Below are 26,582 nucleotides of genomic sequence, written 5' to 3' on the forward strand. Positions count from 1 at the left end.
ATCTATCATTTTTTTAAAATTCCGATTAAGAGACAGGAAACCCCTACGAATATCCAGGCGATCTTGCCCCATGACAGCTTGTCGGCAAGGCCGATCAGGCCGATGGAAGTGGTCAGGATCAGCACGGTCGGCCCTACGAAAGCCAGGAGCGAATTGATCGCCAGCGCCTTATCGACCTGGGCGAGCCTCAACATGAACAATGCCGCCGCAATTTCGATGCCGCCGGAGAGCATGCGCAGCGTAGCCATACTTAACACGAACTTGTCCAATCGGGAAACCTCCTTGAATTGAAATGTTCATCTTTTATATGGATATGCCGCATTCTCTCTTTTTAGTTATGTTTTGCGAGAAAAGCGTCCGGAACATTTCCGCGCCTGCTGCATATATTAGTTTTGAAGTTGCAATTCTCTGCGCGCAAAAACATGCTGATAGAGATTGGGACACATAAAGTGAAGGGCTTAAGGAGGATTTGACCCATGCGGGTGGATGTGATTGCCAATGTGGACGATATCAGATCGGAGGATTTTATTCAGAAAAGCGCTGCCGTCATCGATGTGCTGCGTGCAACCAGCACGATGATCACGGCGTTGGCCAAGGGCGCTTGCGGCCTGCTTCCCGTTGAAACCGTCCCCCAAGCCCAAAGCAAAAAAAGCGAACATACCTTTGTCGGCGGAGAACGATATTACAAGAAGATTCCCGGCTTTCAGGCAGGCAATTCCCCTCACGATTACATGACGGAAGAAGTTGCGGGCAAACTTGTCGTTCTGACGACCTCGAACGGAACAAGGGGGCTTCTCAAATCGCAGCGGGCAGCCAAACTTCTGGCGGCCTCCTTCATCAACGGCACGGCCGTCGCTTCGGCGCTCGCGGCCTTCGACCGCGACGTCATCCTGCTATGCTCGGGCTGCAGAAACGAGTTTTCGCTGGAGGACGGGTTGTGCGCAGGCATGATTATCGATGCCATGGAATCCATGGTGGACGGCCCGCTCCGCCTGAACGATTTGGGGCTGGCCATGAAACTCGCCTACAGGCAATGCCGCGCCAATCTGTACGAAACCGTCATGGAGGGAACGTCCGCCAAACAGCTGGTCAAGCTGGGATATGCCCATGACGTGGAATACTGCACCGGAATCGATACCGTGCCGGTCGTTCCCATCGCCAAAAACGATTTGATTCTGACGCCGTTATACGCGAAGGCTCCCTGCTGACCCGAGAACAAAAAAAGGCCCGAAGCTTCTGCTTCAGGCCTTTTTTCTATCTTTTTTCTATATTTTTTCTTCATTAGTATCCTAAAACGGAATCGATCCTTAACGTCTGACTTGCGGTCCGCCGACGTAAACCTGCGCGTCGGTATCCAGGTTGTAAGCGGTATGGAGAGCACGCACCACTTGCTCCAGGTTGCCGTTTTCGATGACGCAGGACGTTTTGATTTCCGAGGTGCTGACCATCTTGATGCTGACGCCTTGCTGCGAGATGACGTCGAACATTTGGGCGGCTACGCCCGGATGGCTGATCATGCCCGCTCCGACGATCGAAACTTTCACCAGGTCGCGTTCAGAGGTGACGTCACGGTACGGCAGCTTCGATTTGAGGCCTTGAATGACCTCCAGCGCAAGATCGCATTCGGCCAGCGACGTCGTAAAGGAAAAGTCCGCTTTGCCGTCCTGCACGCCGCTTTGCACGATAATGTCGACGTTGATCTGCGCTTCGGCAAGCGCCCCGAATACTTGGGCCAGCACGCCCGGAACGTCCTCCACGCCGAGGATGCTGATTCTTGCCACATTTTTGTCATACGCGATGCCGCTTACTACAACTCCCTGTTCCACGCTTGTTTCCTCCTTAACCGCTGTGCCTTCGTTATAGTTAAAGCTGGATCTGACCACCAGCTGGACGTTGTGATGCTTGGCGTATTCCACTGCCCGCGGATGCAGGACAGCCGCCCCCAAATTGGCAAGCTCCAGCATTTCGTCGTAGGAAATTTCCGCAAGCTTGCGCGCGCATTTGACGATCCTAGGATCCGTCGAATAAATGCCGTCCACGTCCGTGTATATTTCGCACACGTCCGCCTTGATCGCCGCAGCCAGCGCAACCGCGGTCGTATCCGAACCGCCGCGGCCCAGCGTCGTGATTTCCCCGTCTTCCGTCATCCCTTGGAAGCCCGCAACGATGACGATGTGGTTTTCATTTAGGGCGGACATAACCCGCTCCGGCGAAATATCGGTAATCCGCGCTTTTCCGTGCACGGGTTCGGTCCGGAATCCGGCCTGCCAACCGGTCAGCGAAACGGCGCTCCGCCCCAGATCGTGAATGGCCATCGACAACAAGGCTATGGAAATCTGCTCCCCCGTCGTCATCAGCATATCCATTTCCCGTGCCGGAGGATTCGGATTCAGCAGCTTTGCCTGGTCAATGAGATCGTCCGTCGTATCCCCCATCGCGGAAACGACCACGACGCATTGATGCCCTTCATCCTGTTTTTCGACGATGCGTTTGGCTACGCGCTTCATTCGCTCCGTATCCCCTACGGAACTTCCTCCGAATTTCATGACGTACAGTGACAACTTCGATTCACTCCCCACTCGTTTGAGGATCGCGCAACATCCGAACGATCGCCCTTCCGATCCATGCCGGATCATGTCGATTGAGATCGAGTGTTGCGACAATCCCGATTTAAGCCAATCCATGGCGTCATCGGCCCAAACAGCCCATGAAAACCGAGATGGATTGATGCAAATGTCTTTTTACGCTTTAACATAGTATAATACGAAAGTTCATCGGGTAGGTAGACTTTTTTTGCGGCGGCCGCGTATATAAAAATCCCCCTCACCGTTCGTGAGGGGAATCCGAAATTAAACCGCTTCTTTGTTCCTGCCGAAACGTTACGCGCGGGAAATGTATTTGCCTTCGCGGGTGTCGATCAGAAGCACGTCGCCTTCGTTGATGAACAGAGGCACCTGAACGTTAAGGCCGGTTTCGACCTTGGCGTTTTTGGTTGCGCCCGTCGCGGTGTTGCCTTTGATTCCAGGCTCGGTTTCAACCACTTTCAGCTCGACGCTGTTCGGCAGGTTGATCCCGAGGATTTCGCCTTGATAGCTGACGATGTTTACGATCATGTTTTCTTTCAGGAAGTTCAGTTCCCATTCCAGTTGTTTGCTGTCCAGGCTGAACTGGTCATACGTTTCGTTATCCATGAATACATGGTCTTGTCCGCTTGCATACAGGTACGAAACGGCGCGGTTTTCGATCATCGCGCGGCCGATCGTTTCGCCGGCGCGGAACGTGCGCTCAACCGTGTTGCCGTTGCGCAGGTTTTTCAGTTTGGAGCGGACGAACGCCGCGCCTTTGCCCGGTTTTACGTGCTGGAATTCAAGAACGGTAAAAATATCGCCATCCACTTCTACCGTTAGTCCTGTTTTAAAGTCGTTTACTGAAATCACAAAAATGCCTCCTAAAATTAAGTATATATTGCTTCAATCACGCCGGTAATACGGTATATTCTTTCGGCGAATGCGTCAAGACAGCATTTCCCGTTTCCGTGATCACAATATCGTCTTCAATGCGCACGCCGCCAAGGCCCGGTATGTAGATGCCCGGTTCGACGGTCACGACCATGCCCGGCTTCAGGATATCGTCGCTCAGCTTGGACAGGCGCGGATTTTCATGCACTTCCATGCCGAGTCCATGCCCCGTGCTGTGGCCGAATTGGTCGCCGTAGCCGTATTTCGCGATGATGTCGCGCGCCAGCGCGTCGGCTTCCCGCCCGGTCATGCCCGGTTTGATGTTCGCAACCGTATGCAATTGGGCTTCCAGCACGATATCGTAAATTTCCTTCAGCTTCGGATCCGGTTTGCCGATCGCGATCGTGCGGGTCAAGTCGGAGCAATATCCGTCCAGCAGCGCGCCGAAATCGAACGTAACCAGCTCGTTCCCCGCGATCACGCGCCCGCTGGCCACGCCGTGCGGCATCGCGGAGCGTTCTCCCGAAGCGACGATCGTATCGAACGAGGAGCTGGTCGCGCCGTTTTTGCGCATGAAAAATTCCATCTCCAGATCAACTTCGCGTTCGGTCATGCCCGGTTTGATAAAGTCCAAAATGTGTTTGAACGTCGCGTCCGCAAGATCCGCGGCCCGCTGCATCACCTTCAGCTCTTCGGCATCCTTGATGATGCGAAGCTGCTCGACCAGGCCGGAAACCGGCACCAGCTCCGCAGGTTTAAGCTGTTCAGCATAAGCGCTGTAGGCGGCGAACGTGACGTCATCCTGTTCAAACGCAAGCTTGCCGACGTTTGCGGCAGCCAGCAGTTCCTTCACGGTATCCATCACCCGCTGCCCGTGTTCGACGACCCGGAAATCCTTCGTTTGTTCGGCCGCCTGCGTCATGTAACGGAAGTCGGTCAGCAGGTAAGCATCGTTCATCGTAATCAAACAATAGCCCGAGGAGCCCGTAAATCCGGTCAAATAACGCCGGTTGATCGCACTCGTAACGAAAAGTGCCTCCACATTTTTTTGCTGCATCGCTTCACGCAATTTAAGCACACGATCTTTGCTCATTCGTTCTCGTCTCCTCTCTCTCGCGGGCTTCATCTCCTTGAAAAAAGCAGCGCTATTTTCCCTGGCTTTCCAAGTGACGAAGCAAGGCGATCAATCCCAGCTCGTAGCTGACAGCCCCGAATCCGGCGATTTGCCCGACAGCCACCGGAGCAATGACCGATGTATGGCGGAATTCCTCCCGGGCGTGGATGTTCGACAAATGCACTTCCACCGTCGGGATCCGGACAGAGCTGATGGCGTCGCGGACGGCGTAGCTGTAATGGGTCAGCGCCCCCGGATTCAGGACGATCCCGTCGGCTTGCCCCAAGGCTCCGTGGATCCGGTCGATGATGTCGCCTTCATGATTGGATTGGTAAAAACTGAGCGTCACGCCGAGCGCTTCGGCTTTTCGGCTCAGGCCTTCCTCAATCGATTGAAGGCTTTGGGATCCGTACACGCCGGGCTCCCGGAGCCCCAGCAGGTTCAAATTCGGTCCGTTGATCACCCAAATGGTTCTCAAAATGGTATTCCCACCCTTACTGTCAAATAACCATCTGCTATTTTAACATAGGGAATGTCTACTTGAGAAGTTTTTTTGGTTGCTTTAAGCCTTTGCCCGCTTCGGTTCCCGCATGCGTTCATCCGTAAATTCGAATGCGATCGTATAGCCGATGAACAGTCCCCACAGCAAAAAAAGGCAAAATTCGCTGACGATGGAATTCCAGCCGAGCTGGTTCAGCGGCTTCGTCATATGTAGCGGCGGCCCGGCGGCGGCAAAAATGACGCACCACCAGACGATCCCGTAGATGATCCCGGGCCACGGCCCTTTGAGTTTGCGGAACAACAGCACGTATATGACGGATGCGATCACCGAGAGAGCGATGAACATCAGCCAGCCGGCAAGCTGTCCCGCCCCGCTTTTCAGGAACCCGTGGTGAAAAAACGGTCCCCCCAGAAATCCCGGAATCACCTTCGTAAAGTTCAGCGTATAAAACAGCCAATGGATCGCGCCCCAGATGAATCCCGCAAAACATCCGAGTTCGAGTCCAAACGTAAGCGGGTTGGTCGGGCCTTCCTGCGACTTTTGGCGAAACGGTGCAACATAAGATGCCATCTTCGTCTGTCTCCTTTTGTTTTCCTTAGTATGGTTCATTTCCCTCGAGCCTAAACCAACTAGAAATCGGACCTGAAATTCGATACAATGGTAATAATCAACCCCGACTTTCGTGCGGAATCCCGCTTTGGAAGTCGGAAGCCAATCACGGGATGCAATGAAAATCCTGAATCCATCTATCCAGGGAAGGTGAACTGGTTGTCGCAACAATCGAAACCCGTCAGCTACGGCGGCCAAGCTGTCATCGAAGGCGTGATGTTTGGCGGCAAATATGTCAATGTGACAGCCGTGCGTCGGAAAAATCAAGAGATTACGTTTTTGGAAGTACCCAAGCAGGACAAGGATTGGATCCGGAAGCTGCGCAAAATTCCGCTCTTGCGCGGTATCGTAAGCATTATAGATTCGAGCGCCAAAGGGACGAAACATTTGAACTATTCGGCGGATGCTTTTGCGGACGATACGCTCGAACCCGAAGAACGCGAAAAGCTGAAGCAAAAGGAAGAATCCAAATGGAGCCTCGGCATGATTATCGGCGTTTCCGCGGTGGGCGTGCTCTCCTTCGTGGTCGGCAAGCTGGTGCTGACGCTGCTCCCCGTCTTTTTGGAAAAATTTTTGTTCGGGGCGATGTTCGAGAACTATATATTGCATAATCTGATAGAAGGAGTCATCAAACTGCTGCTCCTGCTCGCTTATCTTTGGGGAATTTCCCAAACTCCCGTCATCAAAAGGCTGTTTCAATACCACGGCGCGGAGCACAAAGTGATCACGACGTACGAAGCCGGCGAAGAGCTGACCGTGGCGAACGTGCAAAAGCACAGCCGCCTTCATTACCGGTGCGGAAGCAGCTTCATGATGCTCACCATCGTCCTGGGCGTGCTGATTTATTCCCTCGTGCCGTGGGATAACATGACCCAGCGCGTGCTGCAGCGGATCATTCTGCTCCCCGTCGTCATTGCCGTCTCTTTTGAATTTTTGAAATTGACCAACGCGCTGCGCGACGTGCCGGTGCTCCGGTACCTCGGATACCCGGGCTTGTGGCTGCAGCTGTTGACGACCAAAGAGCCGAAGGACGATCAAGTGGAAGTTTCCATCGCTTCCTTCAAACGGATGCTCGAGCTGGACGCGCAGATGGAAAAAGCGCCTGAAACGAACCAGCCTGTCAGAACAGGAGTCTTGGATCCCCTGAAAGGATGAGGATAAAATGAAAAGGCATGCTCTGATTTTTTGGATCGCCATCGGTTTGGCCGTACTCGGGATTGTCAATATCGTTTTTTCCGGCGGCTCCGGCCTTGGCAACATTCTCGTTCCGTTGTGCGTAATAGGCGTCGTATTTTTGCTGTATAAGTTTCCCCCTGCCCGTTACCGCAAAAAACCGAAGGTCAAACCTTCCGCCCGAACGATGGAAAAGGTGGCCGCGGCAAAACGTTCCCAATCGAATGGCAAAAGAAAGCATTATCCTTTTCAGGTCATTGAAGGCTCCAAGGGCAAAAACGATGACCAGCAGCCCAAATATCATTGACTCCCTCCGTTATCCGGCGGAGCATCCGCGAAACTGCAAACAAAAGGCGCTCATCCTCCCCCCAGGAAGATGAACGCCTTTTATTTTTAGGCAGGTCCCTAAATGCCTCTCTCAGCCCTGGGATAGCCCCCGGCTCTGCCGGTTTATGATCCCGATCCCTTGAACCTTGCAAAAAACTTCGTTCCCGCCTGCATCCCCGATTCGTACAGCTCCATCGTTTCCTCCGGGGTGATGTGGAACTGCGTCGTGCCTACGCCCAGCGTCGGAATTTTGATCGTCCGAAAACGGTTCACCTGCTCGATATACCGCTCGTCGTGCGCGGACAACATCGTTTCGAACATGGCCGTCAGCATGCTGATGGGTCCCCGGATCACATGCGGCCTGCCCGAGCTGCGCCCCACCATTTGAAAACCGATCGTTTGGATCGGAGGCTGCCCGAAGTTTTCCGCGGAATCGTCGAACAGCCACAGCGGAAGGTTGCTGAGCAGCCCGCCGTCGACGACATATACGAACTGGTCCTTGAATGCTTTGCCGCGGGCGGCTTTTCCGCACATCCGCAAAATGACCGGATCAAAAAAATACGGAATGCTGGTGCTCATCCGGATCGCTTTGGACACTTCGAACGCGGCCGGATCGATGCCAAGCTTCGCCAGATCGCCGGGGAGGACCAAAATTTTGCCGTTCGTGATATCCGAGGCGATGATCATCAGCTTGCCTGCAGGCAGATCCGAAAACGTGCGAATCCCTTTCGATCTTAATATGTGATGAATCCAATATTCGAGGGCTTCGCCGGAATAAAGCCCTTTCTTCAGCAAGAGGCGGACGGCCGGACCGATGATTTTGGCGTTGAAAATAGGAGCGCGGTGGAGGAAGGATTGGAAAGGGGTCGTTTTGATGATTTCGCTCATTTCGCCGGCCGTAAACCCGGCGGCAAGCAGGGCCGCCACGATGGATCCCGAAGAGGTCCCCGCCACCCGGTTAAAAACCACTCCCGCGTCCTCCGCAGCTTTAACGGCTCCCGCAAGCGATATTCCTTTGACGCCGCCGCCCTCAAATACCGCATTAATGAGCATAGGAAAAACCCCCGTCCTCATCTATTCAACATAATGTATGAGAACGGGGGTCGATTCATGACTTCATATGAACGATATTATTGCTGATAAAACGCGGTCAATGCCGGAACGAGTCCGAGCGGGTTGTTAATCAGGTTGGCCGCCCTGAAAAAGATGCTGCCTTTGACTTCGTCGTGCTGCGCATTGTATTTCAACTGATTGATGATCTCCTGGGCGCTCTGCCAGCCGGCTTCCGAAGTGCCCAGCTTATAGGCGGCATGGCCGACGTACAGGTCAACCCCGGTGCCCGCCACCTCATGGGACCACCAATCGACGAGCTTGTCGTATTGGGCGTTTTTGAACGACATGCTCCAATAGATTTGCGGAGCTACATAATCGATCCAGCGGTTTTGAATCCAGGTTCTGACGTCGGCGTAATAGGAGTCGTATGCGGTGATGCCTGCATTCGTATCCGAACCGGTCGAATCCTTCGCTTTATTGCGCCATACGCCGAACGGGCTGATCCCGAAGGAAACCGCAGGTTTCGCCGCATGGATCGATTGGCCGAGCCGCTCGACGAAATCGTTGATATTGCCGCGCCGCCAGTCCGCTTTCGAAAGCCCTGCCGTGTTGTACGCGGCAAATGCGGCATCGTCATTAAACGTTCCGCTTGTCGGATAGAAATAATCGTCGAGGTGAACGCCGTCGATGTCGTATTTATTGACGACTTCCATGATGACGTCGATGACATGCTGCCGGGCTTCCGGAAGGCCGGGATCGATGATCAGCTGATTGTTCGATTTTACGATCCAGTCGGGATGCTGGATCGCCACATGATTCGCCGCCAGCTTGCTTGTGGCGGAGTCCATGCTCGCCCGGAACGGGTTGAACCAGGCATGGAACTGCATGCCGCGTTTATGCGCTTCTTCAATCATGAAACCCAGCGGATCGTAGCCGGGGTCCGTGCCTTGCGTTCCCGTCAAATATTTGGACCATGGCACCAGGTCCGATGGGTACAATGCGTCGCCTGCAGGACGAACCTGAACGAACACGGCGTTGATGCCTATCGCTTGCAGCTTGTCCAGCATCGCGGTGAACTCCTGCTTTTGCTGATCTATTTTTCCATAGGATTTCGCAGTCGGCCAATCGAGATTGGTCACGGTCGAGATCCATGCCCCGCGCAGATCCGTCGTCTGCTGCCCGCCTCCATTGCCGGGAAGGGCCGGATCAGGTATGTATGCGCCCGAAATCAAGGCGATGTTTTGCGCCGTTTGGTTCCATAACACCTGCAGTCCCAGGTTTTCGCCGATAAAACGCAGCGGCACCATGATTCTGCCGTTTTTGATTTGGACGGAAGCATCGAGCGCAACGTCGGCGCCGTTGACCTGCGCCGTTTTTTTGCCGTTTGTGAGCGACATCGACGAACCGTTCTGGTTGATCGTGACCGTTTTCGTGGTCTGCTCCCAATTGACGTTTGCTCCCAAACCTTCGCTGATGACCCCGAGCGGAACCATCGTCACGTAAACTTTCGGTATGATGTAAGGCGCTACGTCGCTGGCGACGGGGGTGCCGTCCAATGTGATCGTGATCGGCGGCTTCGAGGATTTTGCTTGAACGTTGGCGACGGGTAACATCAGGATCAATACAAGTGCCAGAACCATCCATCGTTGAAACTTCCAAAACCTCATTCTACGAATCCTCCACAAATAATAGATTTGCAGGCATAGAGCACCGCGCCGGAAAAGGCCGGCGTCTGCCTTGTGCTGTATGGGCTTCTTGCAAAAACGAAGAGGCATCCGTCTCTTTAAGAAGGGACAGATGCCTTTTTTACGAATCGCCCACTAGTTCGTTATGAATGTTCCGCAATTCCTGAAGACGCTGCTCATCCCGGCGGAAATATTCTACAAGCGTTTCGATGTGCGTAATGGAATCCCAGCTTAAATGATGCTCGATCCCTTCCACGTCGGTGTAGATATGCTCATCAGACACGCCGATCATGGTCAAAAACTCTTCCAAGAGTTTATGGCGGTCAACCAGGCGTTTTCCCATTTTTTTGCCTTTGCTGGTCAACACGAGTCCCCGGTATTTTTCGTAGATGAGATACTCGTCTTTATCCAGTTTTTGAATCATTTTGGTTACGGATGAAGGATGAACCTCCAGGCCTTCGGCAATGTCCGAAACGCGAGCATATCCTTTTTCGTCAATCAGCTTGTAGATGCGCTCCAAATAATCCTCCATGCTGGGCGTTGGCATCTTCTTCCCTCTCTTCTCTTTTTAAGCATGACACTAAATACCTGCTCTTGTAATGATACATGTTTCCGAGATCACTTGGCAAGTCCCGCCGGGGAACGCCGCTTCCTCATGGCAGCCCCGAAACCGCTTCACGCCTCGTAAACCGGACGCCGTCCCGGACCGAAAATGCCGGAGGGAACCAAGCGAACACGAAGCCGCCAAAACGCTGCGCAGGCCGAGCCGTTCGTTGCCTGGGCCTTGTTTATTTTTAGCCGGATGCACCGAACTATTCCAAAAGCCCAAAAATGAATCGAATCCTTCCAGCAATCATCGGGTGCTGCCATCCCCTCTTCAAATTACGCCGGCGGCCAAGCGTCGGTGCGTGTCTACGTCAACATGATGCAAAATGGAGGAAGCCAAAGCCTGAAATGGAGGAGAGAAACGAGAACCTCCCCCGTTGTAAGGCCTGAAAGGCGCGAGCGCCGCTTTACCGCCTGGTTTCGCCATTGCCCCGACCGGTTGGGGTATGATCTCTGAAAAAACGGCTGCAGGAAGCTTCTGAAGCGTTTGACCGCAGGCGCTGTTTGATGCCCGATTGCCCGAAGGAACAACAAAAACGCCCTGCGCCGGTTTCGGCACAGAGCGTATTGTTTTTCCCTCCGCTTCGAACGATGGTTCGGCTAGAATTTCATCCATTCCGGCGTGATCGCCTGCAGCCAAATCGTGATTTTGGTCATCTGGTTCGTAAACAGCAGCACGCCCATCAACAGCATCAACGCGCCGCCGATTTTCATCATGATGCCGGAATATTTTACGATCCAGCGGGTCGACCCGATAAAAAACGCAAGCACGAAAAACGGGATCGCAAACCCGAGCGAATAAGCCGTAATCAGCGAAAACCACGAACCAGGCTGAGTTGCGGCAAGCCCAATAATTGCAGTTAAAATCGGTCCGACGCAAGGCGACCATCCGGCGGAAAACCCGATGCCGAAAATAAAGGAACCTATGTATCCGGCAGGCTTGAATTTCAGATCCATTTTATAGTCCCGCATCAAAAACTTCGGCTGAAAGATACCGATAAGGAAAAGTCCCATCAAAATGATCAAAATGGCGGAAAGCTGGCGTATCAGATCCCGATTGTTGTAAAAAAAGCTGCCTAAAAAACCTGCACTCACCCCAAGGGTGTAAAACACTACCGAAAAACCCAAAATAAATGCGAGCGTATGCGTCATCGTCCGGAACCGGACTTCCCTTTTGTTTTGCTCCGTTTTAAGCTGCTGCACCGACATGCCCGTAATATAAGACAAATAGGACGGATATAGCGGCAAACAGCAAGGAGAAATGAAAGAAGCCAGTCCCGCCAAAAACGCGATACCGATATTCAAGTTCGACAAGGCCGTACCCCCTAATCTAGGTTAAACCGAAAGTCCTTTTTTGCCGGCCATGGTTAACACGAGAAGCAGAATCAGCAGGAGCACGATGGTGGCCCCAGGCGCCAAATTCCAAATGCCGGCGATGACGAGCCCGATAATGACGGCGATTTCGGAAATGACCACGGATAAGATGACGGAGGATTTGAAGCTGCGCGCGATCAGCAGGCTGATGGCGACCGGTATCGTCAGCAAAGCCGACACGAGCAGCGCCCCGACGATTTTGATGGCCGTGCTGATGACGAGCGCGGTCAAAACCGTGATCAGCATGTTAAGCAAACGCACCGGCAGCCCATTGACGCTTGCGGCGTCCTCCTCGAAGCTGAGCAGGAAAAACTCTTTGAAAAACAGGGCGACCACCGCGACCACGACCACCGTAACGGCACCGACCACGTATAAATCCTGCGTATCCAAGGTATAAATGCTTCCGAACAAATAACTCATCACATCTGTATTGTAACCCATACCGAGCGTAAAAAACAAAGAAGCCAGCGCGACGCCGCCGGACATGATGATGGCAATGGACAGCTCGGCGTAGCTTTTATAAGCTTTCCGGAGCTTTTCGATCGCAAACGACGCGACAACCGCAAAGACAAGGCCTGCGCCAAGCGGGTACACCTCGATCAAAAAACCGAGCGCCACCCCGGCAATCGTGACGTGCGCAAGCGTATCGCCGATCATGGACAACCTGCGCAGCACCAAAAATATCCCGATCAGCGGAGCGGTAATGCCGATCAAGATCCCCCCGGCAAGCGCCCGCTGAAAAAAATCACTTAGCATAATATCGATAACCATTCAAACGACTCCTTCTCGCAAATTGCTTTCGGCTCCGGGTCAAGACAACGAATGCTGCAAATCCGGAACCTCGCAATTTTGAATATCATGGGAATGCCGGACGTAAAAATTGATGCTGCCGTTCTGCTGTTTGGGCTCTTGGCCCAGGTAACTTTCGACCATCCCCATATCATGCGAAACCATCAGGAACGTCATGTGGTGATGCTGGTGCATATGCGTGACGAGCTCGAAAAAGTCGGCCTGGGTTTTGGCGTCGATGCCGACGGTAGGCTCATCCAAAATGAGCAAATCCGGACGATTGATCATCGCCCTTGCCAGAAAGGCGCGCTGCTGCTGGCCTCCGGACAGCTCCCCGATCTTTTTGCCGGCGATCGATTCGATGCCCATGACCTCCATCGCGTCGTCGCATCTTTGCTGCTGGCTTTTGCCGACTCTTCTAAACAGCGTTTTGTTATTGTACAAGCCCGACATCACGACCTCGCGCACCGTGGCCGGGAATAAAGGATTAAACGCGTTTTTTTGCGGAACGTAACCGATCCGCTCCCAGTCCTTGAACTTGCGGATCGGCTGGCCGAACAGCCGGATCTGCCCGTCCCCCGCAGGCAAAAGCCCGACGATCATCCGGAGCAGCGTCGATTTGCCCGCGCCGTTGGACCCGATAATGCCGACGAAATCCCGTTCTTTGGCTGAAAAACTTAAATCGGAGATGACCTGCTGGCCCCGGTAGGAAAAAGAAACATGCTCCAGTTCCACCACGGGCTGATGGCAATCTTCGAGGTTCGGCGTAAACATAGTGGATCTCCACCTTTCTCATAGGAATCGCTGCCGGAATCTCCTATTCCTGCAGCGCCAAAATCAGATTCGCCAAATTATTGCGCATGAGCGAAAAATAATCGTCGCCGCGCTTCAGCTGATCTTCGGTCAAACCTTCGACCGGGTTCAGCACGAGCACTTCCGCCCCCGTTTCGGAAGCCAGCGTTTTGGCCAGTTTATCGGAAACGAGCTCTTCGAAAAAGATATAATGGATTCCTTCTTCCTTCACGAGGTTCGACAGCTCCAGCAAATCCCGCGAACGCGGCTCCGCATCGGGAGAAAGGCCCATAATGGCATGCTGCGTCAAACCGTAATCCCGCGCCAGATAACCGAAAGCCTCGTGGGACACGACGATCTCCTTGCGCGGCATCTTGCCGAGCTGGGAGGCGAATTCACGATCCAGTTCTTCAAGACGTTTCTTCAAATTCAAATAACGTTCGTTATAAGCATCCTTGTGGGCCGGATCGGCTTCAATATAACTGTTTTTCATGTTTTCCGCCATGATCAGCGCCGATTTCGGGCTTACCCACGTGTGCGGATCGACATGATGCTGATGGCTGTGCCCTGCGCCTTCCTGATGCTCGTGTTCATGCTCGTCCTCTTCGTTTGCTTCGATCAGCTTGATGCCCCGGCTGACCTCGTAAGCCTTCACCTGGCTGTCCCGGTTCAGCCCCTTCAAAAACTGCGGAACCCATCCTTCCAGTCCGGCGCCGTTATAAAAAAACAGCTGCGCTTTCGACGTATTGACGATGTCCTGGCTTCGCGGCGTCCAATCATGGGGTTCGACGCCCGCCGGCAGCAAATTGATGACGTTGGCGTCTTCGCCGCCGATCGCTTTCGCAAATTCGTATATCGGGTAAAAGGTAGTCACCACATTGACCTTGCCTTCAACGATTTTCCCTTGGCTCTGCGGACCGCAGCCTGCCGCCAGCATGACGATCAGCACGATCAGCCCGACCGCCCCGCTTCTAAGCCTCCATGTTTTTTTCACCTGACTAAAACCTTCCTTAATCGTAATTTTTACTAACAAATTATAGAATGGGCTTTGAAAACTTGTCAACACCCAGGCAAAAAAAGACGTAATACCTTATGGCTGCAAAGGTACTCCGTCTTATTATTCCCTAGATATACTCTTGTTCAGACCGTTTGGGGCCGATTACTTGACTACGGCTCCGTTCGGCATGCCGTCAGGCACGGTGGCCAAGGTCAGTTGGTCGCCTTGGGAGGCCGCCAAAATCATGCCTTGCGACAGCTCGCCCCGCAGCTTGACCGGCTTCAGGTTCGTCACGCAGATGACCTTCCGTCCGACCAGCTCATCCGGCTTATAAAATTTGGCGATGCCGGAAACGACCTGGCGTTGTTCGAAGCCAAGGTCGAGCTGGAGCTTCAGCAATTTGTCGGCTTTTTTGACGGGTTCGGCGGCGATGACCTGCGCGACGCGCAGCTCGACTTTGGCGAAGTCCTCGATGCCGATCTCTTCTTTGAGCTCCGGCGCTTCCGCCGCGGCCGGCGTTTCGGCTTTAGCCGTTTCCGCTTCGCTTGCGGCAGGCGCGCCGCCGGTCATCGCTTCCTTAATATAGGCGATTTCCTGCTCCGCATCCAGCCGCGGGAAAATCGGGTTGCCTTTGACCAGCTGCGTGCCGGCCGGAATCAAACCGAATGTTTTTCCGCTGTCCCACGCGGTCAGTTCGCCTTCTTGAATGCCCAGCTGCTCCCAAATTTTGCGCGGCGCCTGGGTCAGGAAAGGTTGCAGCAGAATCGAGGCAATGCGCAGGCTTTCGACCAAATGCGTCATGACCGAAGCCAATTCGACGCGTTTGCTTTCGTCTTTTGCGAGCGCCCAAGGCTGGGTTTCGTCGATGTATTTGTTGCTGCGGCTGATGAACTGGCTGATCGCCGTCAAAGCGACGCTAAACTCCATGTTTTCCATGGCTTCTTCGACCTTTTGATATACGGCTTTTGCTGCATCTTCAAGCTCGCCGTCGAATGCGGTGACGCCGGATTTGTACTCAGGCACCCGCCCGTCGAAATATTTGTCGACCATCGCAACGGTACGGTTCAGCAGGTTGCCGAGGTCGTTCGCCAAATCGGAATTGACGCGTTCCACAAAACTTTCGGGCGTAAAGGTTCCGTCCGCGCCAAACGGCACTTCGCGAAGCAGGTAATAACGCAGCGTGTCCAGGCCGTAGCGGTCGATGAGCGTCACCGGGTCCACGACGTTGCCTTTGGATTTCGACATTTTGCCGTCCTTCATCAAAAGCCAACCGTGCGCAAACACTTTTTTTGGCAGCGGCAGATCCAGCGCCATCAAAATGATCGGCCAATAAATCGTATGGAAACGGACGATCTCCTTGCTCATGAGATGGACGTCCGCAGGCCAATATTTATCGAACAACGACGTATCCTCCGAGCCGTAGCCGAGCGCCGTGACATAGTTCAGCAGGGCATCGATCCATACGTAAACGACATGCTTCGGATCGCTTTTGACTTTGACGCCCCATTCGTAGGTCGTCCGGGAAACGGCCAAATCTTCAAGACCCGGCTTGATGAAATTGTTGATCATTTCGTTTTTGCGGGAAACCGGCTGAATGAAATCCGGATGCTCTTCGTAGTACTGAAGCAGACGATCGACGTATTTGCTCATGCGGAAGAAGTAGCTTTCCTCTTTTACGCGCTCCACGGGACGTCCGCAGTCCGGACATTTGCCGTCCACGAGTTGTCTTTCCAGGAAAAAGGACTCGTCCGGCGTGCAATACCAGCCTTCGTATTCGCCTTTGTAGATGTCGCCTTGCGCAAGCAGGCGTTCAAACACTTCCTGCACGACTTTCGTATGGCGCGGTTCGGTCGTGCGGATAAAATCGTCGTTTGAGATGTCGAGTTTTTTCCACAGCTCCTTGATGCCCGCCACGATATCGTCGACGAACTGCTGCGGCGTTTTGCCCGCTTCGGCTGCTTTGCGTTCGATTTTTTGCCCGTGCTCGTCGGTTCCCGTCAAATAACGCACGTCATAGCCGCGAAGCTTTTTGTAACGGACCATGGCATCGCCGGCCACCGTCGTGTAGGCATGGCCGATATGCAGCTTGTCGCTCGGGTAATAGATCGGCGTCGTCAAATAAAACGTCTTTTTTTCGGACATAGGTTTGTCATCCTCCACATACTGATATTTTCCTGAATCAGGATTTGGCAAAGTCGCTTTTTGGATTTCGCAAAATCCCTGTAAAACAAAAAAATCCCGCCCCGCTATGGGACGAGAGTTCTCTCACGTGTTACCACCCAATTTCCCCGCTTCCTCCCGGAAGACAGGCTCCATCGGTTCCCGGCAGCCGCCGGTGACCATCCATTAACGCTGGAACACGCCGCATCCTTACGCAGCCGGACGTCAACGTCCGCTCCGCTCGAAAGCAGTTCCTCCGGGACCATCTTCGGAAAATCGCCTAGACCGGTTTGCAGCTCCCCCGGCTCTCTGAGCTAAGCGGACATTTTCTTACTCATCCGTTCGTCGGAAATGCCATATATTCCTTAATATACTGAACCGAACCTGCCAAAGTCAAGTGAGGCGTCCGGCGCTGCTCCCGTGATTGCCGCCTTTTTCCTTGCGCGGCGGGACCGGATCCAGTCCACCGGGGTGAAACGGCTGGCATTTGGCGATCCGTTTGGCCGCCAGCCAGGAGCCTTTTAAGGCCCCGTGCACTTCGATCGCTTCCAAGGCGTAAGCCGAGCAGGTCGGATAAAACCTGCATGTCGGCGGCTTGAGCGGCGAAATGAATTTGCGGTAGAACCGGATCGGGCCTTGAACCGCTTTCCGGGAAATGCCCATCTTATCGCCCTCCGGCGGTTTTGGAGGCACCGGAGCCCGCCTCGTCCGGCACGGCATGCTGGCAGTCCTTACAATATCCGAACACTTCGAATTTATGCGTCACGACTTGAAATTGTTCGGGAGCATCCGTAAATTGCACGGGGCAGAAATGGATCGGATACGTCCGCTGGCACTGCAGGCAGATCATGTGGTGATGATGGTGATCCTCGCTGCAGCTGGCCTTGAATTTGATGCCGTCCTCAAAGACGACCTGCTCCAGGACGCCAAGCTCCTGCATGACCCTGAGGTTCCGGTATACCGTATCAAAGCTTAAACCGCTATATTTTTTGCACATATACTCATAAACGTCCTTGGCCGACAAATACCCCGCATGTTCGCCAAACAATCCGGCGAGCGTCTTCCGCTGGTCGGTAATGCGCAGTCCCTGTTCCGACATGGCGTTAATGATCTGGTCCGTCGAAAGCATTACGCTCATCCTCCCGTCGAGATCAACGCAAAAAGCATTGTCTTCGCTTTTGCCGCTTTCCTCAAAATCGTTCGAATTTTGCGGCATGTTAATACTTTTAATAATGCCTCAAAACGGCATGACAGTCAATCGAAGCACCTGCTTCCGCTGCCCAAGCAAGAACGTTTGAAGCAGGATCCGTCCAGCAACAAAAAAAGAAGCTCCCCCGCGGCAAGCTGCGGCTTGCTCTTCGGGAAAGCCTCTTTTTGTCGACTTTCTGAATGTTTTTTTCTTTATTTTACGAAATAAGTTTTCAGCTGATCCAGCATCAGGTTAGCCGCGAGAACGCCGCCTGCCGTGTTCCAGATGACGTCGTCGACTTTATGGGCATTGCCCTTTTTCACGACATCGAGGTTTTTCCACAGATTATCGTTGGTCCATTCTTTTTCCATTTCGCTTCCTTTGCCGTCGCCGGTTTCATACGTGAAATAGAACAGAATGTCGCCGTCCATTTCAGGGATGCGCTCTTTGCCTACGTCGTCGGCGAAACCTTGTTTTTCCTGGGCTTTCGGACGGGCGAACCCAAGCTCATTCAGGATGATTCCCGAGAACGTGTCGCTGTAATAAATACGGGCTTTGCCCGGCATAAAACGGACCATGGACACTTTCGTTTTCAGCTTGTCGCCGAGTTCCGCCTTCAGGTCGGCCACGTGCTTGTCGTATGCGGCCAGGACTTCGTCGCCTTTGTCCTTCATATTGACGGCATCCGCCCACAGCTTGAAGTTTTCCTTCCACTCGCCGCGCAGCGTCTCGGAGAAGACGGTCGGAGCGATCGCGGACAGCTGGTCATAGATTTTTTCCTGGCGCATTTTCGTGCCCAGAATGAGGTCCGGCTTCAATGCGGCGATGGCCTCCACGTTCGGCTGGCCTTCTTCGCCCAGGTTTTCTACGCCCTGCATCTGATCCTTGATATGCGGATACCATGGATCCCCGGTCCAGGATTTAACGGCTCCGACGGGTTTGATGCCAAGCGACAAAAGGGCTTCGGTGCCTTCGTTGGTCAGAACGACGACACGCTGCGGGTGAGCCGGCACTTCGACCTTGCCCATGATCGTCTCGACGGTGCGTTTCGCATTGTCCGTGCTTTGCTCCGCCTCTTTATTTCCGCTTTCGCTTCCCGTGCCCGCGGTATTTCCGCTGCCGCAGGCGGACAAAACGAGTACCGCTGCCAGAAGCATAAGTATGATTCCGTTCCACTTTTTCATATGATCTATGTCTCCCCTTCGAATTCTCTGATAATGATTATCAGTATCGAATCTTATCCTAATCGATAACGCTTTGGCTTGTCAACAACGAAGAGAAAACATCGGACTTCCGTATGCGAATCCCCTTTCATTGCCTGCCTCAATTGAGAATGATATTCATTGACAAGTTTCATCCCTCCCCTTACACTTTTAGATGTTGTTTATTTGCCTGATAGGAATGAGGGATCTGCCTTGCAGACGGTTTGGCTGCAAAAAACTACATATAAATGGATCGGATTGGTCGCCGGGATCATCCTCCTGCTGCTCTGCGTCGCGGCCAGCATCCTGTTCGGCGTCCATGCCACCGCTTGGCGTCAAGTATGGGAGGCATTTACGTCCTACAACGGAAGCACGGAGCATCTGATCGTGCGCGAAGTCCGGGTGCCCAGGGCGTTGATCGCGGCGTTTGTCGGAGGCAGCCTCGGCATTTGCGGGGTGCTGCTGCAATCCTTGACCAAAAACCCGCTGGCCGACTCGGGCATTTTCGGCATCAATGCGGGAGCTTCCCTGTTTGTGGTCGCTTCTTTCGTGCTTTTCGGGGTCAGCTCGCTCACTTCTTTTACTTGGATCGCCTTCATGGGCGCGGGCGTCAGCTGCCTGTTCGTTTTCGTGCTCGGCTCCGCCGGGCGGCAAGGGCTCACGCCGCTGAAAATTACGCTGGCCGGCGCGGCCATCACCGCGTTTTGCAGTTCCATGACCAACGGCATGCTCATCATTAGCGGGCGCGCGATGGAAGAGGTCCTCTTCTGGATGTCCGGATCGGTCGAAGGCAGAAGCCTGGATATATTGCTTCGCCTGCTTCCGTATATGCTTGCTGCATGGGTGGTTTCCATCCTGATCAGCTCTTCGGTCAACACGCTGATGCTGGGCGACGACGTCGCCAAAAGCCTTGGGCAGAAAACCGCGCTGCTCAAGCTTACGATGGGCGTGCTGATCGTTGTCCTGGCAGGCAGCTCCGTTGCCGTGGCCGGCCCGATCGGTTTTCTCGGTCTCGTCATCCCCCACATCGCGCGAACCGTCGTCGGCAAGGACATCCGCTGGCTGATTCCGTACAGCGCGGCGATGGGCGGCATCTTATTGCTGCTCGCCGACATCGCGGCACGTTTCATCGCCATGCCTCGGGAAATCCCGATCGGCGTCATGACTGCCATCATCGGCGTTCCTTTCTTTATTCACGCTGCCAGAAAGGGGCTGTTAAAAAAATGAGCCGTTCCGATAAATCCAAAGAACCGATCGCCATTCGGATGAAGGGCAGCCGGATTTCCTTTCTGACCAGCCGAAAACAAATAACCGTCTTGACCAGCCTCGCCGTTTTGCTATTGCTTGCCGTCATCGTAAGCATCGGCTTTGGCACGAAATACGTAAACCCTTGGGCCGTCGTGCAGGGCATTTTCGGACAAGGCAATGCTTTGGACGTCGTGGTCGTGCAGAAGCTGCGCCTGCCGCGGGTGTTGGTCGGAGCCATGGTCGGAGCATGCCTGGCCATGTCCGGCGCCATCACGCAGGGGTTGATCCGCAATCCGCTCGCTTCCCCGGACGTCATGGGGGTAACCAGCGGCGCTTCGCTTGCGGCAACGGCCATCATTACCCTGGTTCCTTCGGCAAGCATCTTTTGGCTGCCTCCGGCAGCCTTCATCGGAGCGACCTTGACGACCCTGCTCATTTATTTCCTGTCGTGGAAAAAAGGAGTCAACCCTTTGATGCTGGTGCTTGTCGGGGTCGGAATCGGGGCCGTCGCTTCGTCGCTGTCGACCATGCTTCTGGTGACCGGCCCGACTGACGTCGCGCAAAAAGCTTTTAACTGGCTGCTGGGCAGCGTATACGGCAGCTCCTGGAAGCACGTCAACATGCTGCTGCCGTGGTTTATCGTGTTAGGCCTGTTAAGCCTGGCGTTATCCCGCCGCATCAACATGCTCCAGCTTGGCGACGACCTTGCGGCCGGCGCGGGGAGCAGCGTCGAAAAAGACCGGACGATGCTCATCTTTATTGCGGTTGGTTTGGCGGGGGCAGGCATTTCCGTCGGCGGGGCCATCGGCTTTGTTGCGCTGCTGTCGCCGCATATCGCCCGGAAACTGATCGGATCTTCCTACGGCTCGCTGCTTCCGGCAAGCGCCTTATGCGGGGCCTTGATCGTCGTTCTCGCCGATTTGCTGGCCCGGAACCTTGTCCCCCCGCTCGACATTCCGGTCGGCGTTTTCACTTCGGCGGTGGGCGCTCCGTTTTTCATTTATTTGCTGTGGCGAAGCCGAAGCTCATAAGGCTAAATCGCCTTCAGCCTTGAATGATCCGGCTACGATTTCTTAAAAAGCAACCTCTTTAAATGCACGAAAGCCTTCCCATTACATGACGGGAAGGCTTTTTTGTGAATTTTCAAAAATGACCTTGGGGATTTTATCTATTCGGCGGCGCGATGTTCGTATTGATATCCGGCAAGCAGCCATTCGTACATTTCCGGGGAAATGACCCTTTGTTTTTCTTGGCCGCGGCTGACGACGATTTCGTTTTCCGCCGGCGTGCAGGTCTTCATGCCGCTGCCGTCCGGATTCGTAACCGAAACGCAATCATACGCCGGCTCAACCCTCATCTTTTGTTGATGTTCGGTCGTAAGCTCGGCAGCCATCGGGTAACCGTGCCGCCCATATTCCGTTTGACCCGGGACAGGTTCGGCTGCTTGAAGCCACCCCGTCATTTGGGCGATGATCGGGTCATCCTTCGTCCAAATCGTTCCCCGCAGTTCATCCCCGGGTTTTCCGCCCACCAGCTTAACGGATGCGACTTCTTCTCCCGGGATTTTCCGGTTCCCTGAACCGTGTTCGTCGGCACGTACGGCCGCCGCCGTTAACAAAAAAGCAATGGCCAAAACGCCGGACATAACGATCAACCGTTTCATACGTCTCCCCCCGTTCCTCTGATCCATATCGACGCTTAAATCGATCCTGTTTAGGTTAGGGATACACGATCCCCTTGATTGCAAAAACTGCCTCTATATCATCGGATATAAAGGCAGTTTTCGGTTTCATCTGAAATGATCGGATTTCGTTGAATTGACCAACTATACGCCTTAAGGCGTTTTGACTTCAGGCAGCGGCGTAAACAGCAAGTTGATCGGCAGGTTGCTGCCCGAGGCAGCGGTATACCAAATTTCCACGTTTTCTTCGCCGTTACCCGTGCGGTACAATACGCTGGCTTCATGCGGCGCATTGACGGACACGTTTTTGGCAACCTGTACAGGCTGGCCGTTCACCAGCACCACGCCCGTGTACAAACCTCCGCGCGGATTCAGCGTGATCAACGTATGCGGAGCTACCCGGCTTAACGTGATTTTATACAAGACGCCGAAGTTGCCCGCGTTCGAGGCTTCCGTTCCATAGATGCCATCCAGACCTCTCAGGTTTGGATCCTGATTGTCATCCCCGAGCACCAGACGGGACGGAGTATCGCCGACAACATCGTCATACCGGATCAAACGGGTGGAGTCCGGATAGGTTCCGCGGTTATGAACGTCCCGCTCCAGGTTCGTCAAAAACGGCAGTGTTTTCAGCGGATCCTTGTTTTCGTCGATCATGATGAACGTGTACTGGATCGGAAGATCGCTGAATGCATCGGAAAGCACGGAAATGGTATCCCCTTGCTTCATTTTGATTTTGCTGATGTCCGGCATGATGACCTTGCTTTCGCCCGGCGCCAGGGTGACGACCTGACGGGCCGATTGGTTTTGCATCGTTTGGAAATAACGCTCCGTCGAAACCTTGCCGGTCAACGTCGGATACGGGTTAGGACCGCCCATGCCAAAATTCTCAAACGTCAATTGCGCAGGCGCATCCGTATAGGTGTTGGTCGCGATCACGTACAGCTTCATGTTTTTACCGGTCGAATTGACGTGGTGAATCATGAAACGGGTAGCGCCAAGGCCGGTTTCGCGATACAGGATTCCTTCCTGATATACGGTTTCCGGACTGTTGCTGCGGATCAGGGTCGACGCTTCCGAGGAAATCTGGTACTGCAGGTTTTTCCATGACGGAACTTGGGAGCCGTCAAACGTAAATTTGTCCCCTACGTCCGTAAACAGCTTGTTGAACTGATCTTCGGTATACAGCGTTTCGTTCGTAATGTTGATCGTTTTCTGGAATTCGCTGGTCGCGCCATGTTTGTCGGTCACGATCAAGCGGATGGTCACCGGACCCGGCGTAAAAAATGCCTTGCGGCCGTTCAGCCACTCGCGGCTTACGATCGCATCCTCGTCATCGGTGCTCAGATCGGTGATCGTTACTTTTTCGCCCATCTTGTATTCTTCTTTATCGGTCGTAAAGTTGGCGACCGGCGGTTCGTTCGGCTTCAGGACGTTGACGGTAACCGTGTAAGGTTCGCTCCATTGTCCGCTCGAGTCTTGCACGTAGTGCGTAATCGTGTGTTGACCCGGCTCCTGGAATACGTCCTCCTTGCCTTCCCAACGCTCATCCACGATTTCCCGTCCGTCCGCAACTTTCGTTTGGGTCGTGTACGTCACCGTCGTTTCTCCCGCAAAAATATCCTTAGGCGATACGGTAAACGCGGCAACCGGCTTCGAGGACAACGTCAAAATGACTCTCTTATTCGGCTGATCGACCGTATATGGAATGTTCAGCGCTTGAGTAATGGAGGTCAACGGAACCATAAACACGTTTTTTTGCTGATACGCCGGGCCTTTCATATTCGTAGGAACGCCGTCAACGCGATACACGTTGCTGTTCGTTTTGAAGCGGAGTTCCTTCCCGTCTTTCATGATAATCGTTTCTTTTGTTTTGTTGTCGTATGTAAGCTTAAGTCCTGCACGCTCTACCATAGCCCGGATGGCCACGTAGGAAACCCCGTTTTTGACGGCCATCGGTTGGCCTGCAAGATACAGCTTTCCGTTCTGGTACATTTTGTTGCTGTTCATCATCAGAATCAGCTGATCGGGACCTGCTTGCAGCGGATCGGAGAACGTTACCGGAGTTCCCCCGGATTGGCCTTGATCCGTTACGGTTCCGGTTTGGCCGTTCACGTCACCGGTCGATTTATCGTCACCCTGCTCTCCGGTCGGGTCCGAAGCATCCTTGCTTCCGTTCTGCGACGCCGGATCGGTTTGGGCATCCCCTGGTTGAACATTGCCTGTTTGGGCATCTTCCGTTTTGCCGGAGTTATCCGCCGGAGTTCCGTTCGTCGTGCCCGGCGTGCTCTGGCCGGTTGCCCCTTGGTTTGTCGTACCCTGGTTTGTCGTTCCTTGATTTGTTGTTGCCTGGTTTGTTGTTCCTTCCGTTACTGCTTGATCTTTTCCTGCAACTTCGTTTTTCTGATCCCCGCTGAGGGAATTGCTTGCCATTCCTGCTGCTTGGCCGCCGTCCTGCTGGACGCCAGACGTGCCGTCAGCGCTGCTGGCTGCATTCATGGTGAAGTTTTGAACCGTTTCGATTGAACCTGTGCCCGCTCCTTCCGCGCCGGCGGCCGGAACGACAAGCGCCGTTTGCGCCGCAGCTAACACAGCAATCATTGTCAGTTTCTTGAAATTCATGTACAGAGACTCCTTTACACTCCCATTTTTCTATCTCGCCCTCAAACAGACATAGTATTAGACGCAGTTTCCGTTAAAAAGTTTCTAACCGTTTTCAAGCAAAATAAGAAAAATGTCAAACGGCTTAACTTTCAAATAGGACAATCCTCGTTTTATGGCCAATTTTCCGCAAAAATATCCTGCTCAACTTGTTAAAAACAATACAAGACGCAGGGTTCCCAAAAAACGAAACGGAAGATTCCCGGAATGAAGGAACCCTCCGTCAATCATGTCCATGACTACTATTAAAGTATTGTCGGTTGCTTTAGTGAGCGCCCTGCAAATCCAGGCTGACCGGAAGTTTGCCTTCGGCTTTGCTTTTTCCCGCCAACACGGACGCCAGCGCTTCCATGAAATAAGGCGTGTTTTCGTAGCAGCACAGATAAGCCGGCATGGACGGAATTTCGTTCAGATCATACGGATTCCGGGTGGAAGCGGCCACCAGCTTGTCATGTTTCTGCTCCATCAGCTTCTCGGCCAGCAGGCGTTGCCCTTCGGGCAGCGCGCTTCCCGCCGTATACGTCACCAGAACCACTTGGCTGAAGCCCGCCGCGGCGGAAAGGGCCCGTTCGATCTCCTGCTCATCCGGCTCGGCGCTGACGACGATTTCCTGAACTTGCTCCAGATGGCTGGATAATGCGTCCCCAAGGGTGACGAACTCCGTCCATGGCTCGTCGACCTGCGTCTCGGACCGCAATTCGGGCCAAATGACCAGTACCGGCGCTTCGGCTTGAAGCGGCAGCTGCCCGCGATCTTTGACGAGCGTTACGCTCTTCAGGGAAATTTCCTTTAAAAGGCGGTCCACTTCGGGTTTTTCGTGTCTCTCGACAAATACCGCCGGTGCGGGCGCATCCGAAGTTTTCAGGCCGGCCAGCCGTTTGTTTTTGAGCGCCAAAATGCGCGTCACGGCGGCGTCGATCGTTTTTTCGCTGATTCTTCCCGTCCGCACGGCATGTTTGATGGCTTCGATCGCTTCGATCTGATCGTTCAGCGTATGGCTGACGAGCACGACGTCCGCTCCGGCCTCGATCGCTTTGACCGCTCCTTCCCCGATGCCGAAAAATTTGGCGATCGCATGCATTTCCAGGCAATCGGTCACGATAATGCTGTCGTAGGCCAAATCCTCGCGCAGCAGTCCGGTCAGCACCGATCTGGACAACGTGGCCGGGATTCGCTCCGGTTCGATGGCCGGGAAAATGACGTGGGCGGTCATGATCACGTCGACCCCTGCGCGGATCGCTTCGATGAACGGCTTCAGCTCAACCTGCTGCAAACGGTCCAAATCATGCTCGACCGTTGCCAGTCCCATATGGCTGTCGACGTTGGTGTCCCCGTGCCCCGGAAAATGCTTGGCGGCTGCGGACAGCCCCTTTTCCTGAAACGCCTTGATGACGGCCACCCCGTGTTCGGCGACCCGCTCCGGATCTTCCCCGAAGGACCGGACGCCGATGACCGGATTGCGGGCATTGTTGTTGACGTCGAGGCACGGGGCAAAGTTCATGTTGATGCCAAGCTGAAGCAGTTCCTCGGCGCTGACCCGCGATACCTCATAGCTGTAATCGGGGTTGCCCGTGGCTCCCAGCGCCATGTTGCCTGGAATCCGGCTCACTCTCTTATGGTCGATCCGCGCCACCATCCCGCCTTCCTGATCGATGGCGATCCACAAGGGCAGGTTCCCTTGATCCGCGGAAAGCTTTTGCAGCGAAGCCGAAAGGTTCGCTACCTGCTCGGGGTCGCCGATATTCCGGCGAAAATAGATGACTCCTCCCAAATGGTGCTCCTGAATCAGCTTCTTGATCTGGTCGTCCGGTACCAACGAATGAAATCCGCAGATGAACATTTGGCCGATTTTTTGCTCCAGCGTCATTGTAGATAAATCCATTTTTCTCTGCACTCCCTTTGATTAACGTAAAAATAAGTTCCAACCAAACGCTTTGATGCAATCCTTGCTTTTCCAACATT

26 protein-coding genes are annotated in these 26,582 nt (G+C 53.8%); 5 read left to right on the plus strand and 21 right to left on the minus strand.

Annotated features, from left to right (window positions below):
- Window positions 1–5: 5 nt before the first annotated feature.
- Window positions 6–269, minus strand: coding sequence for a YqhV family protein (locus NYE48_RS17970; RefSeq protein WP_373316190.1), 264 nt, complete (start codon window positions 267–269; stop codon window positions 6–8).
- Between the two features lie 207 nt (window positions 270–476).
- Between NYE48_RS17970 and NYE48_RS17975 the strand changes: the two genes are divergently transcribed.
- Window positions 477–1,208: a 2-phosphosulfolactate phosphatase gene (locus NYE48_RS17975; RefSeq protein WP_212946938.1), complete on the plus strand. Its 732-nt coding sequence runs from the start codon at window positions 477–479 to the stop codon at window positions 1,206–1,208.
- 99 nt (window positions 1,209–1,307) lie between these two features.
- On the opposite strand, the gene NYE48_RS17980 is transcribed toward NYE48_RS17975, so the two are convergent.
- The 5 genes from NYE48_RS17980 to NYE48_RS18000 form a co-directional block, all read right to left on the minus strand.
- Window positions 1,308–2,561 (minus strand): aspartate kinase, encoded by a 1,254-nt coding sequence (locus NYE48_RS17980; protein WP_340999617.1) that lies wholly within the window; start codon window positions 2,559–2,561, stop codon window positions 1,308–1,310.
- Window positions 2,562–2,879: 318 nt separating this feature from the next.
- On the minus strand, window positions 2,880–3,437 hold the full coding sequence (gene efp, locus NYE48_RS17985; RefSeq protein WP_036714300.1) for an elongation factor P: 558 nt from the start codon (window positions 3,435–3,437) through the stop codon (window positions 2,880–2,882).
- Window positions 3,438–3,474: 37 nt separating this feature from the next.
- Entirely contained in the window at window positions 3,475–4,551 is a 1,077-nt protein-coding gene (locus NYE48_RS17990) for a M24 family metallopeptidase (RefSeq protein WP_340999618.1), read from the minus strand.
- Between the two features lie 52 nt (window positions 4,552–4,603).
- Window positions 4,604–5,050 (minus strand): type II 3-dehydroquinate dehydratase, encoded by a 447-nt coding sequence (gene aroQ, locus NYE48_RS17995; RefSeq protein ID WP_340999619.1) that lies wholly within the window; start codon window positions 5,048–5,050, stop codon window positions 4,604–4,606.
- Between the two features lie 84 nt (window positions 5,051–5,134).
- Window positions 5,135–5,644, minus strand: a complete 510-nt coding sequence (locus tag NYE48_RS18000; protein ID WP_036714295.1) for a YqhR family membrane protein — start codon at window positions 5,642–5,644, stop codon at window positions 5,135–5,137.
- 198 nt (window positions 5,645–5,842) lie between these two features.
- Between NYE48_RS18000 and NYE48_RS18005 the strand changes: the two genes are divergently transcribed.
- Both NYE48_RS18005 and NYE48_RS18010 read left to right on the plus strand, forming a co-directional pair.
- Complete coding sequence (locus NYE48_RS18005) at window positions 5,843–6,838, plus strand: DUF1385 domain-containing protein (protein ID WP_036714294.1); 996 nt, start codon at window positions 5,843–5,845, stop codon at window positions 6,836–6,838.
- Window positions 6,839–6,845: 7 nt separating this feature from the next.
- Window positions 6,846–7,163, plus strand: coding sequence for a hypothetical protein (locus NYE48_RS18010; protein WP_212946945.1), 318 nt, complete (start codon window positions 6,846–6,848; stop codon window positions 7,161–7,163).
- Window positions 7,164–7,306: 143 nt separating this feature from the next.
- Here the strand turns inward: NYE48_RS18010 and NYE48_RS18015 are convergent, their stop codons facing one another.
- From NYE48_RS18015 to NYE48_RS18070, 12 genes are all read right to left on the minus strand, one after another.
- Window positions 7,307–8,236 carry a patatin-like phospholipase family protein gene (locus NYE48_RS18015; protein WP_340999620.1) on the minus strand — a complete coding sequence of 310 codons (930 nt, stop codon included), beginning with the start codon at window positions 8,234–8,236 and terminating at the stop codon, window positions 7,307–7,309.
- Window positions 8,237–8,313: 77 nt separating this feature from the next.
- Window positions 8,314–9,903 (minus strand): family 10 glycosylhydrolase, encoded by a 1,590-nt coding sequence (locus NYE48_RS18020; RefSeq protein ID WP_340999621.1) that lies wholly within the window; start codon window positions 9,901–9,903, stop codon window positions 8,314–8,316.
- A 139-nt stretch (window positions 9,904–10,042) separates the two neighbouring features.
- Window positions 10,043–10,468, minus strand: a complete 426-nt coding sequence (gene mntR / locus NYE48_RS18025) for a transcriptional regulator MntR (protein WP_036714291.1) — start codon at window positions 10,466–10,468, stop codon at window positions 10,043–10,045.
- Window positions 10,469–10,798: 330 nt separating this feature from the next.
- Entirely contained in the window at window positions 10,799–11,143 is a 345-nt protein-coding gene (locus NYE48_RS18030; protein WP_340999622.1) for a hypothetical protein, read from the minus strand.
- The gene (locus tag NYE48_RS18035; RefSeq protein WP_212946951.1) at window positions 11,128–11,841 is read right to left on the minus strand and encodes a cytochrome c biogenesis CcdA family protein; all 714 of its coding nucleotides are present in this window, start codon (window positions 11,839–11,841) and stop codon (window positions 11,128–11,130) included. The genes NYE48_RS18030 and NYE48_RS18035 overlap by 16 nt, the downstream gene beginning before the upstream one ends.
- Before the next feature lie 21 nt (window positions 11,842–11,862).
- Window positions 11,863–12,672, minus strand: a complete 810-nt coding sequence (locus tag NYE48_RS18040; RefSeq protein ID WP_081992869.1) for a metal ABC transporter permease — start codon at window positions 12,670–12,672, stop codon at window positions 11,863–11,865.
- Window positions 12,673–12,711: 39 nt separating this feature from the next.
- Window positions 12,712–13,464, minus strand: coding sequence for a metal ABC transporter ATP-binding protein (locus tag NYE48_RS18045; RefSeq protein ID WP_212946952.1), 753 nt, complete (start codon window positions 13,462–13,464; stop codon window positions 12,712–12,714).
- Window positions 13,465–13,507: 43 nt separating this feature from the next.
- The gene (locus NYE48_RS18050; protein WP_212947429.1) at window positions 13,508–14,419 is read right to left on the minus strand and encodes a metal ABC transporter substrate-binding protein; all 912 of its coding nucleotides are present in this window, start codon (window positions 14,417–14,419) and stop codon (window positions 13,508–13,510) included.
- A gap of 222 nt (window positions 14,420–14,641) precedes the next feature.
- Window positions 14,642–16,621, minus strand: coding sequence for a methionine--tRNA ligase (gene metG, locus NYE48_RS18055; protein ID WP_340999623.1), 1,980 nt, complete (start codon window positions 16,619–16,621; stop codon window positions 14,642–14,644).
- 411 nt (window positions 16,622–17,032) lie between these two features.
- Window positions 17,033–17,302, minus strand: a complete 270-nt coding sequence (yidD, locus tag NYE48_RS18060) for a membrane protein insertion efficiency factor YidD (protein ID WP_036715687.1) — start codon at window positions 17,300–17,302, stop codon at window positions 17,033–17,035.
- Window position 17,303: 1 nt separating this feature from the next.
- The gene (locus NYE48_RS18065; RefSeq protein ID WP_036715689.1) at window positions 17,304–17,768 is read right to left on the minus strand and encodes a Fur family transcriptional regulator; all 465 of its coding nucleotides are present in this window, start codon (window positions 17,766–17,768) and stop codon (window positions 17,304–17,306) included.
- Window positions 17,769–18,040: 272 nt separating this feature from the next.
- On the minus strand, window positions 18,041–19,012 hold the full coding sequence (locus tag NYE48_RS18070; protein WP_036707761.1) for an ABC transporter substrate-binding protein: 972 nt from the start codon (window positions 19,010–19,012) through the stop codon (window positions 18,041–18,043).
- A gap of 231 nt (window positions 19,013–19,243) precedes the next feature.
- On the opposite strand from NYE48_RS18070, the gene NYE48_RS18075 reads away from it, so the two are divergent.
- Together NYE48_RS18075 and NYE48_RS18080 are read left to right on the plus strand one after the other, a co-directional pair.
- Entirely contained in the window at window positions 19,244–20,257 is a 1,014-nt protein-coding gene (locus tag NYE48_RS18075; protein WP_052146841.1) for a FecCD family ABC transporter permease, read from the plus strand.
- The gene (locus NYE48_RS18080; protein WP_339324233.1) at window positions 20,254–21,309 is read left to right on the plus strand and encodes a FecCD family ABC transporter permease; all 1,056 of its coding nucleotides are present in this window, start codon (window positions 20,254–20,256) and stop codon (window positions 21,307–21,309) included. The genes NYE48_RS18075 and NYE48_RS18080 overlap by 4 nt, the downstream gene beginning before the upstream one ends.
- Window positions 21,310–21,446: 137 nt before the next feature.
- On the opposite strand, the gene NYE48_RS18085 is transcribed toward NYE48_RS18080, so the two are convergent.
- From NYE48_RS18085 to nagZ, 3 genes are all read right to left on the minus strand, one after another.
- Window positions 21,447–21,941: a hypothetical protein gene (locus NYE48_RS18085; protein WP_212946960.1), complete on the minus strand. Its 495-nt coding sequence runs from the start codon at window positions 21,939–21,941 to the stop codon at window positions 21,447–21,449.
- Window positions 21,942–22,112: 171 nt separating this feature from the next.
- Complete coding sequence (locus NYE48_RS18090) at window positions 22,113–24,581, minus strand: stalk domain-containing protein (protein WP_340999624.1); 2,469 nt, start codon at window positions 24,579–24,581, stop codon at window positions 22,113–22,115.
- Window positions 24,582–24,885: 304 nt separating this feature from the next.
- Complete coding sequence (nagZ, locus tag NYE48_RS18095) at window positions 24,886–26,502, minus strand: beta-N-acetylhexosaminidase (RefSeq protein WP_340999625.1); 1,617 nt, start codon at window positions 26,500–26,502, stop codon at window positions 24,886–24,888.
- Window positions 26,503–26,582: the final 80 nt, after the last annotated feature.

Origin of the sequence: Paenibacillus sp. FSL M7-1455, assembly GCF_038004655.1 — a bacterium.
GTDB classification, from domain to species: Bacteria; Bacillota; Bacilli; order Paenibacillales; family Paenibacillaceae; genus Paenibacillus_AQ; species Paenibacillus_AQ cookii.

Bases quoted from the DNA above. Each gene is read 5' to 3' on its own strand.
- NYE48_RS17975 (WP_212946938.1), top strand. From the start codon at position 477: ATGCGGGTGGATGTGATTGCCAATGTGGACGATATCAGATCGGAGGAT.
- NYE48_RS17990 (WP_340999618.1), bottom strand. From the start codon at position 4,551: ATGAGCAAAGATCGTGTGCTTAAATTGCGTGAAGCGATGCAGCAAAAA.
- NYE48_RS18000 (WP_036714295.1), bottom strand. From the start codon at position 5,644: ATGGCATCTTATGTTGCACCGTTTCGCCAAAAGTCGCAGGAAGGCCCG.
- NYE48_RS18010 (WP_212946945.1), top strand. From the start codon at position 6,846: ATGAAAAGGCATGCTCTGATTTTTTGGATCGCCATCGGTTTGGCCGTA.
- NYE48_RS18015 (WP_340999620.1), bottom strand. From the start codon at position 8,236: ATGCTCATTAATGCGGTATTTGAGGGCGGCGGCGTCAAAGGAATATCG.
- NYE48_RS18020 (WP_340999621.1), bottom strand. From the start codon at position 9,903: ATGAGGTTTTGGAAGTTTCAACGATGGATGGTTCTGGCACTTGTATTG.
- mntR (WP_036714291.1), bottom strand. From the start codon at position 10,468: ATGCCAACGCCCAGCATGGAGGATTATTTGGAGCGCATCTACAAGCTG.
- NYE48_RS18030 (WP_340999622.1), bottom strand. From the start codon at position 11,143: ATGGATGAAATTCTAGCCGAACCATCGTTCGAAGCGGAGGGAAAAACA.
- NYE48_RS18040 (WP_081992869.1), bottom strand. From the start codon at position 12,672: ATGGTTATCGATATTATGCTAAGTGATTTTTTTCAGCGGGCGCTTGCC.
- NYE48_RS18045 (WP_212946952.1), bottom strand. From the start codon at position 13,464: ATGTTTACGCCGAACCTCGAAGATTGCCATCAGCCCGTGGTGGAACTG.
- NYE48_RS18050 (WP_212947429.1), bottom strand. From the start codon at position 14,419: ATGCTGGCGGCAGGCTGCGGTCCGCAGAGCCAAGGGAAAATCGTTGAA.
- metG (WP_340999623.1), bottom strand. From the start codon at position 16,621: ATGTCCGAAAAAAAGACGTTTTATTTGACGACGCCGATCTATTACCCG.
- yidD (WP_036715687.1), bottom strand. From the start codon at position 17,302: ATGGGCATTTCCCGGAAAGCGGTTCAAGGCCCGATCCGGTTCTACCGC.
- NYE48_RS18065 (WP_036715689.1), bottom strand. From the start codon at position 17,768: ATGCTTTCGACGGACCAGATCATTAACGCCATGTCGGAACAGGGACTG.
- NYE48_RS18070 (WP_036707761.1), bottom strand. From the start codon at position 19,012: ATGAAAAAGTGGAACGGAATCATACTTATGCTTCTGGCAGCGGTACTC.
- NYE48_RS18080 (WP_339324233.1), top strand. From the start codon at position 20,254: ATGAGCCGTTCCGATAAATCCAAAGAACCGATCGCCATTCGGATGAAG.
- NYE48_RS18085 (WP_212946960.1), bottom strand. From the start codon at position 21,941: ATGAAACGGTTGATCGTTATGTCCGGCGTTTTGGCCATTGCTTTTTTG.
- NYE48_RS18090 (WP_340999624.1), bottom strand. From the start codon at position 24,581: ATGAATTTCAAGAAACTGACAATGATTGCTGTGTTAGCTGCGGCGCAA.
- nagZ (WP_340999625.1), bottom strand. From the start codon at position 26,502: ATGGATTTATCTACAATGACGCTGGAGCAAAAAATCGGCCAAATGTTC.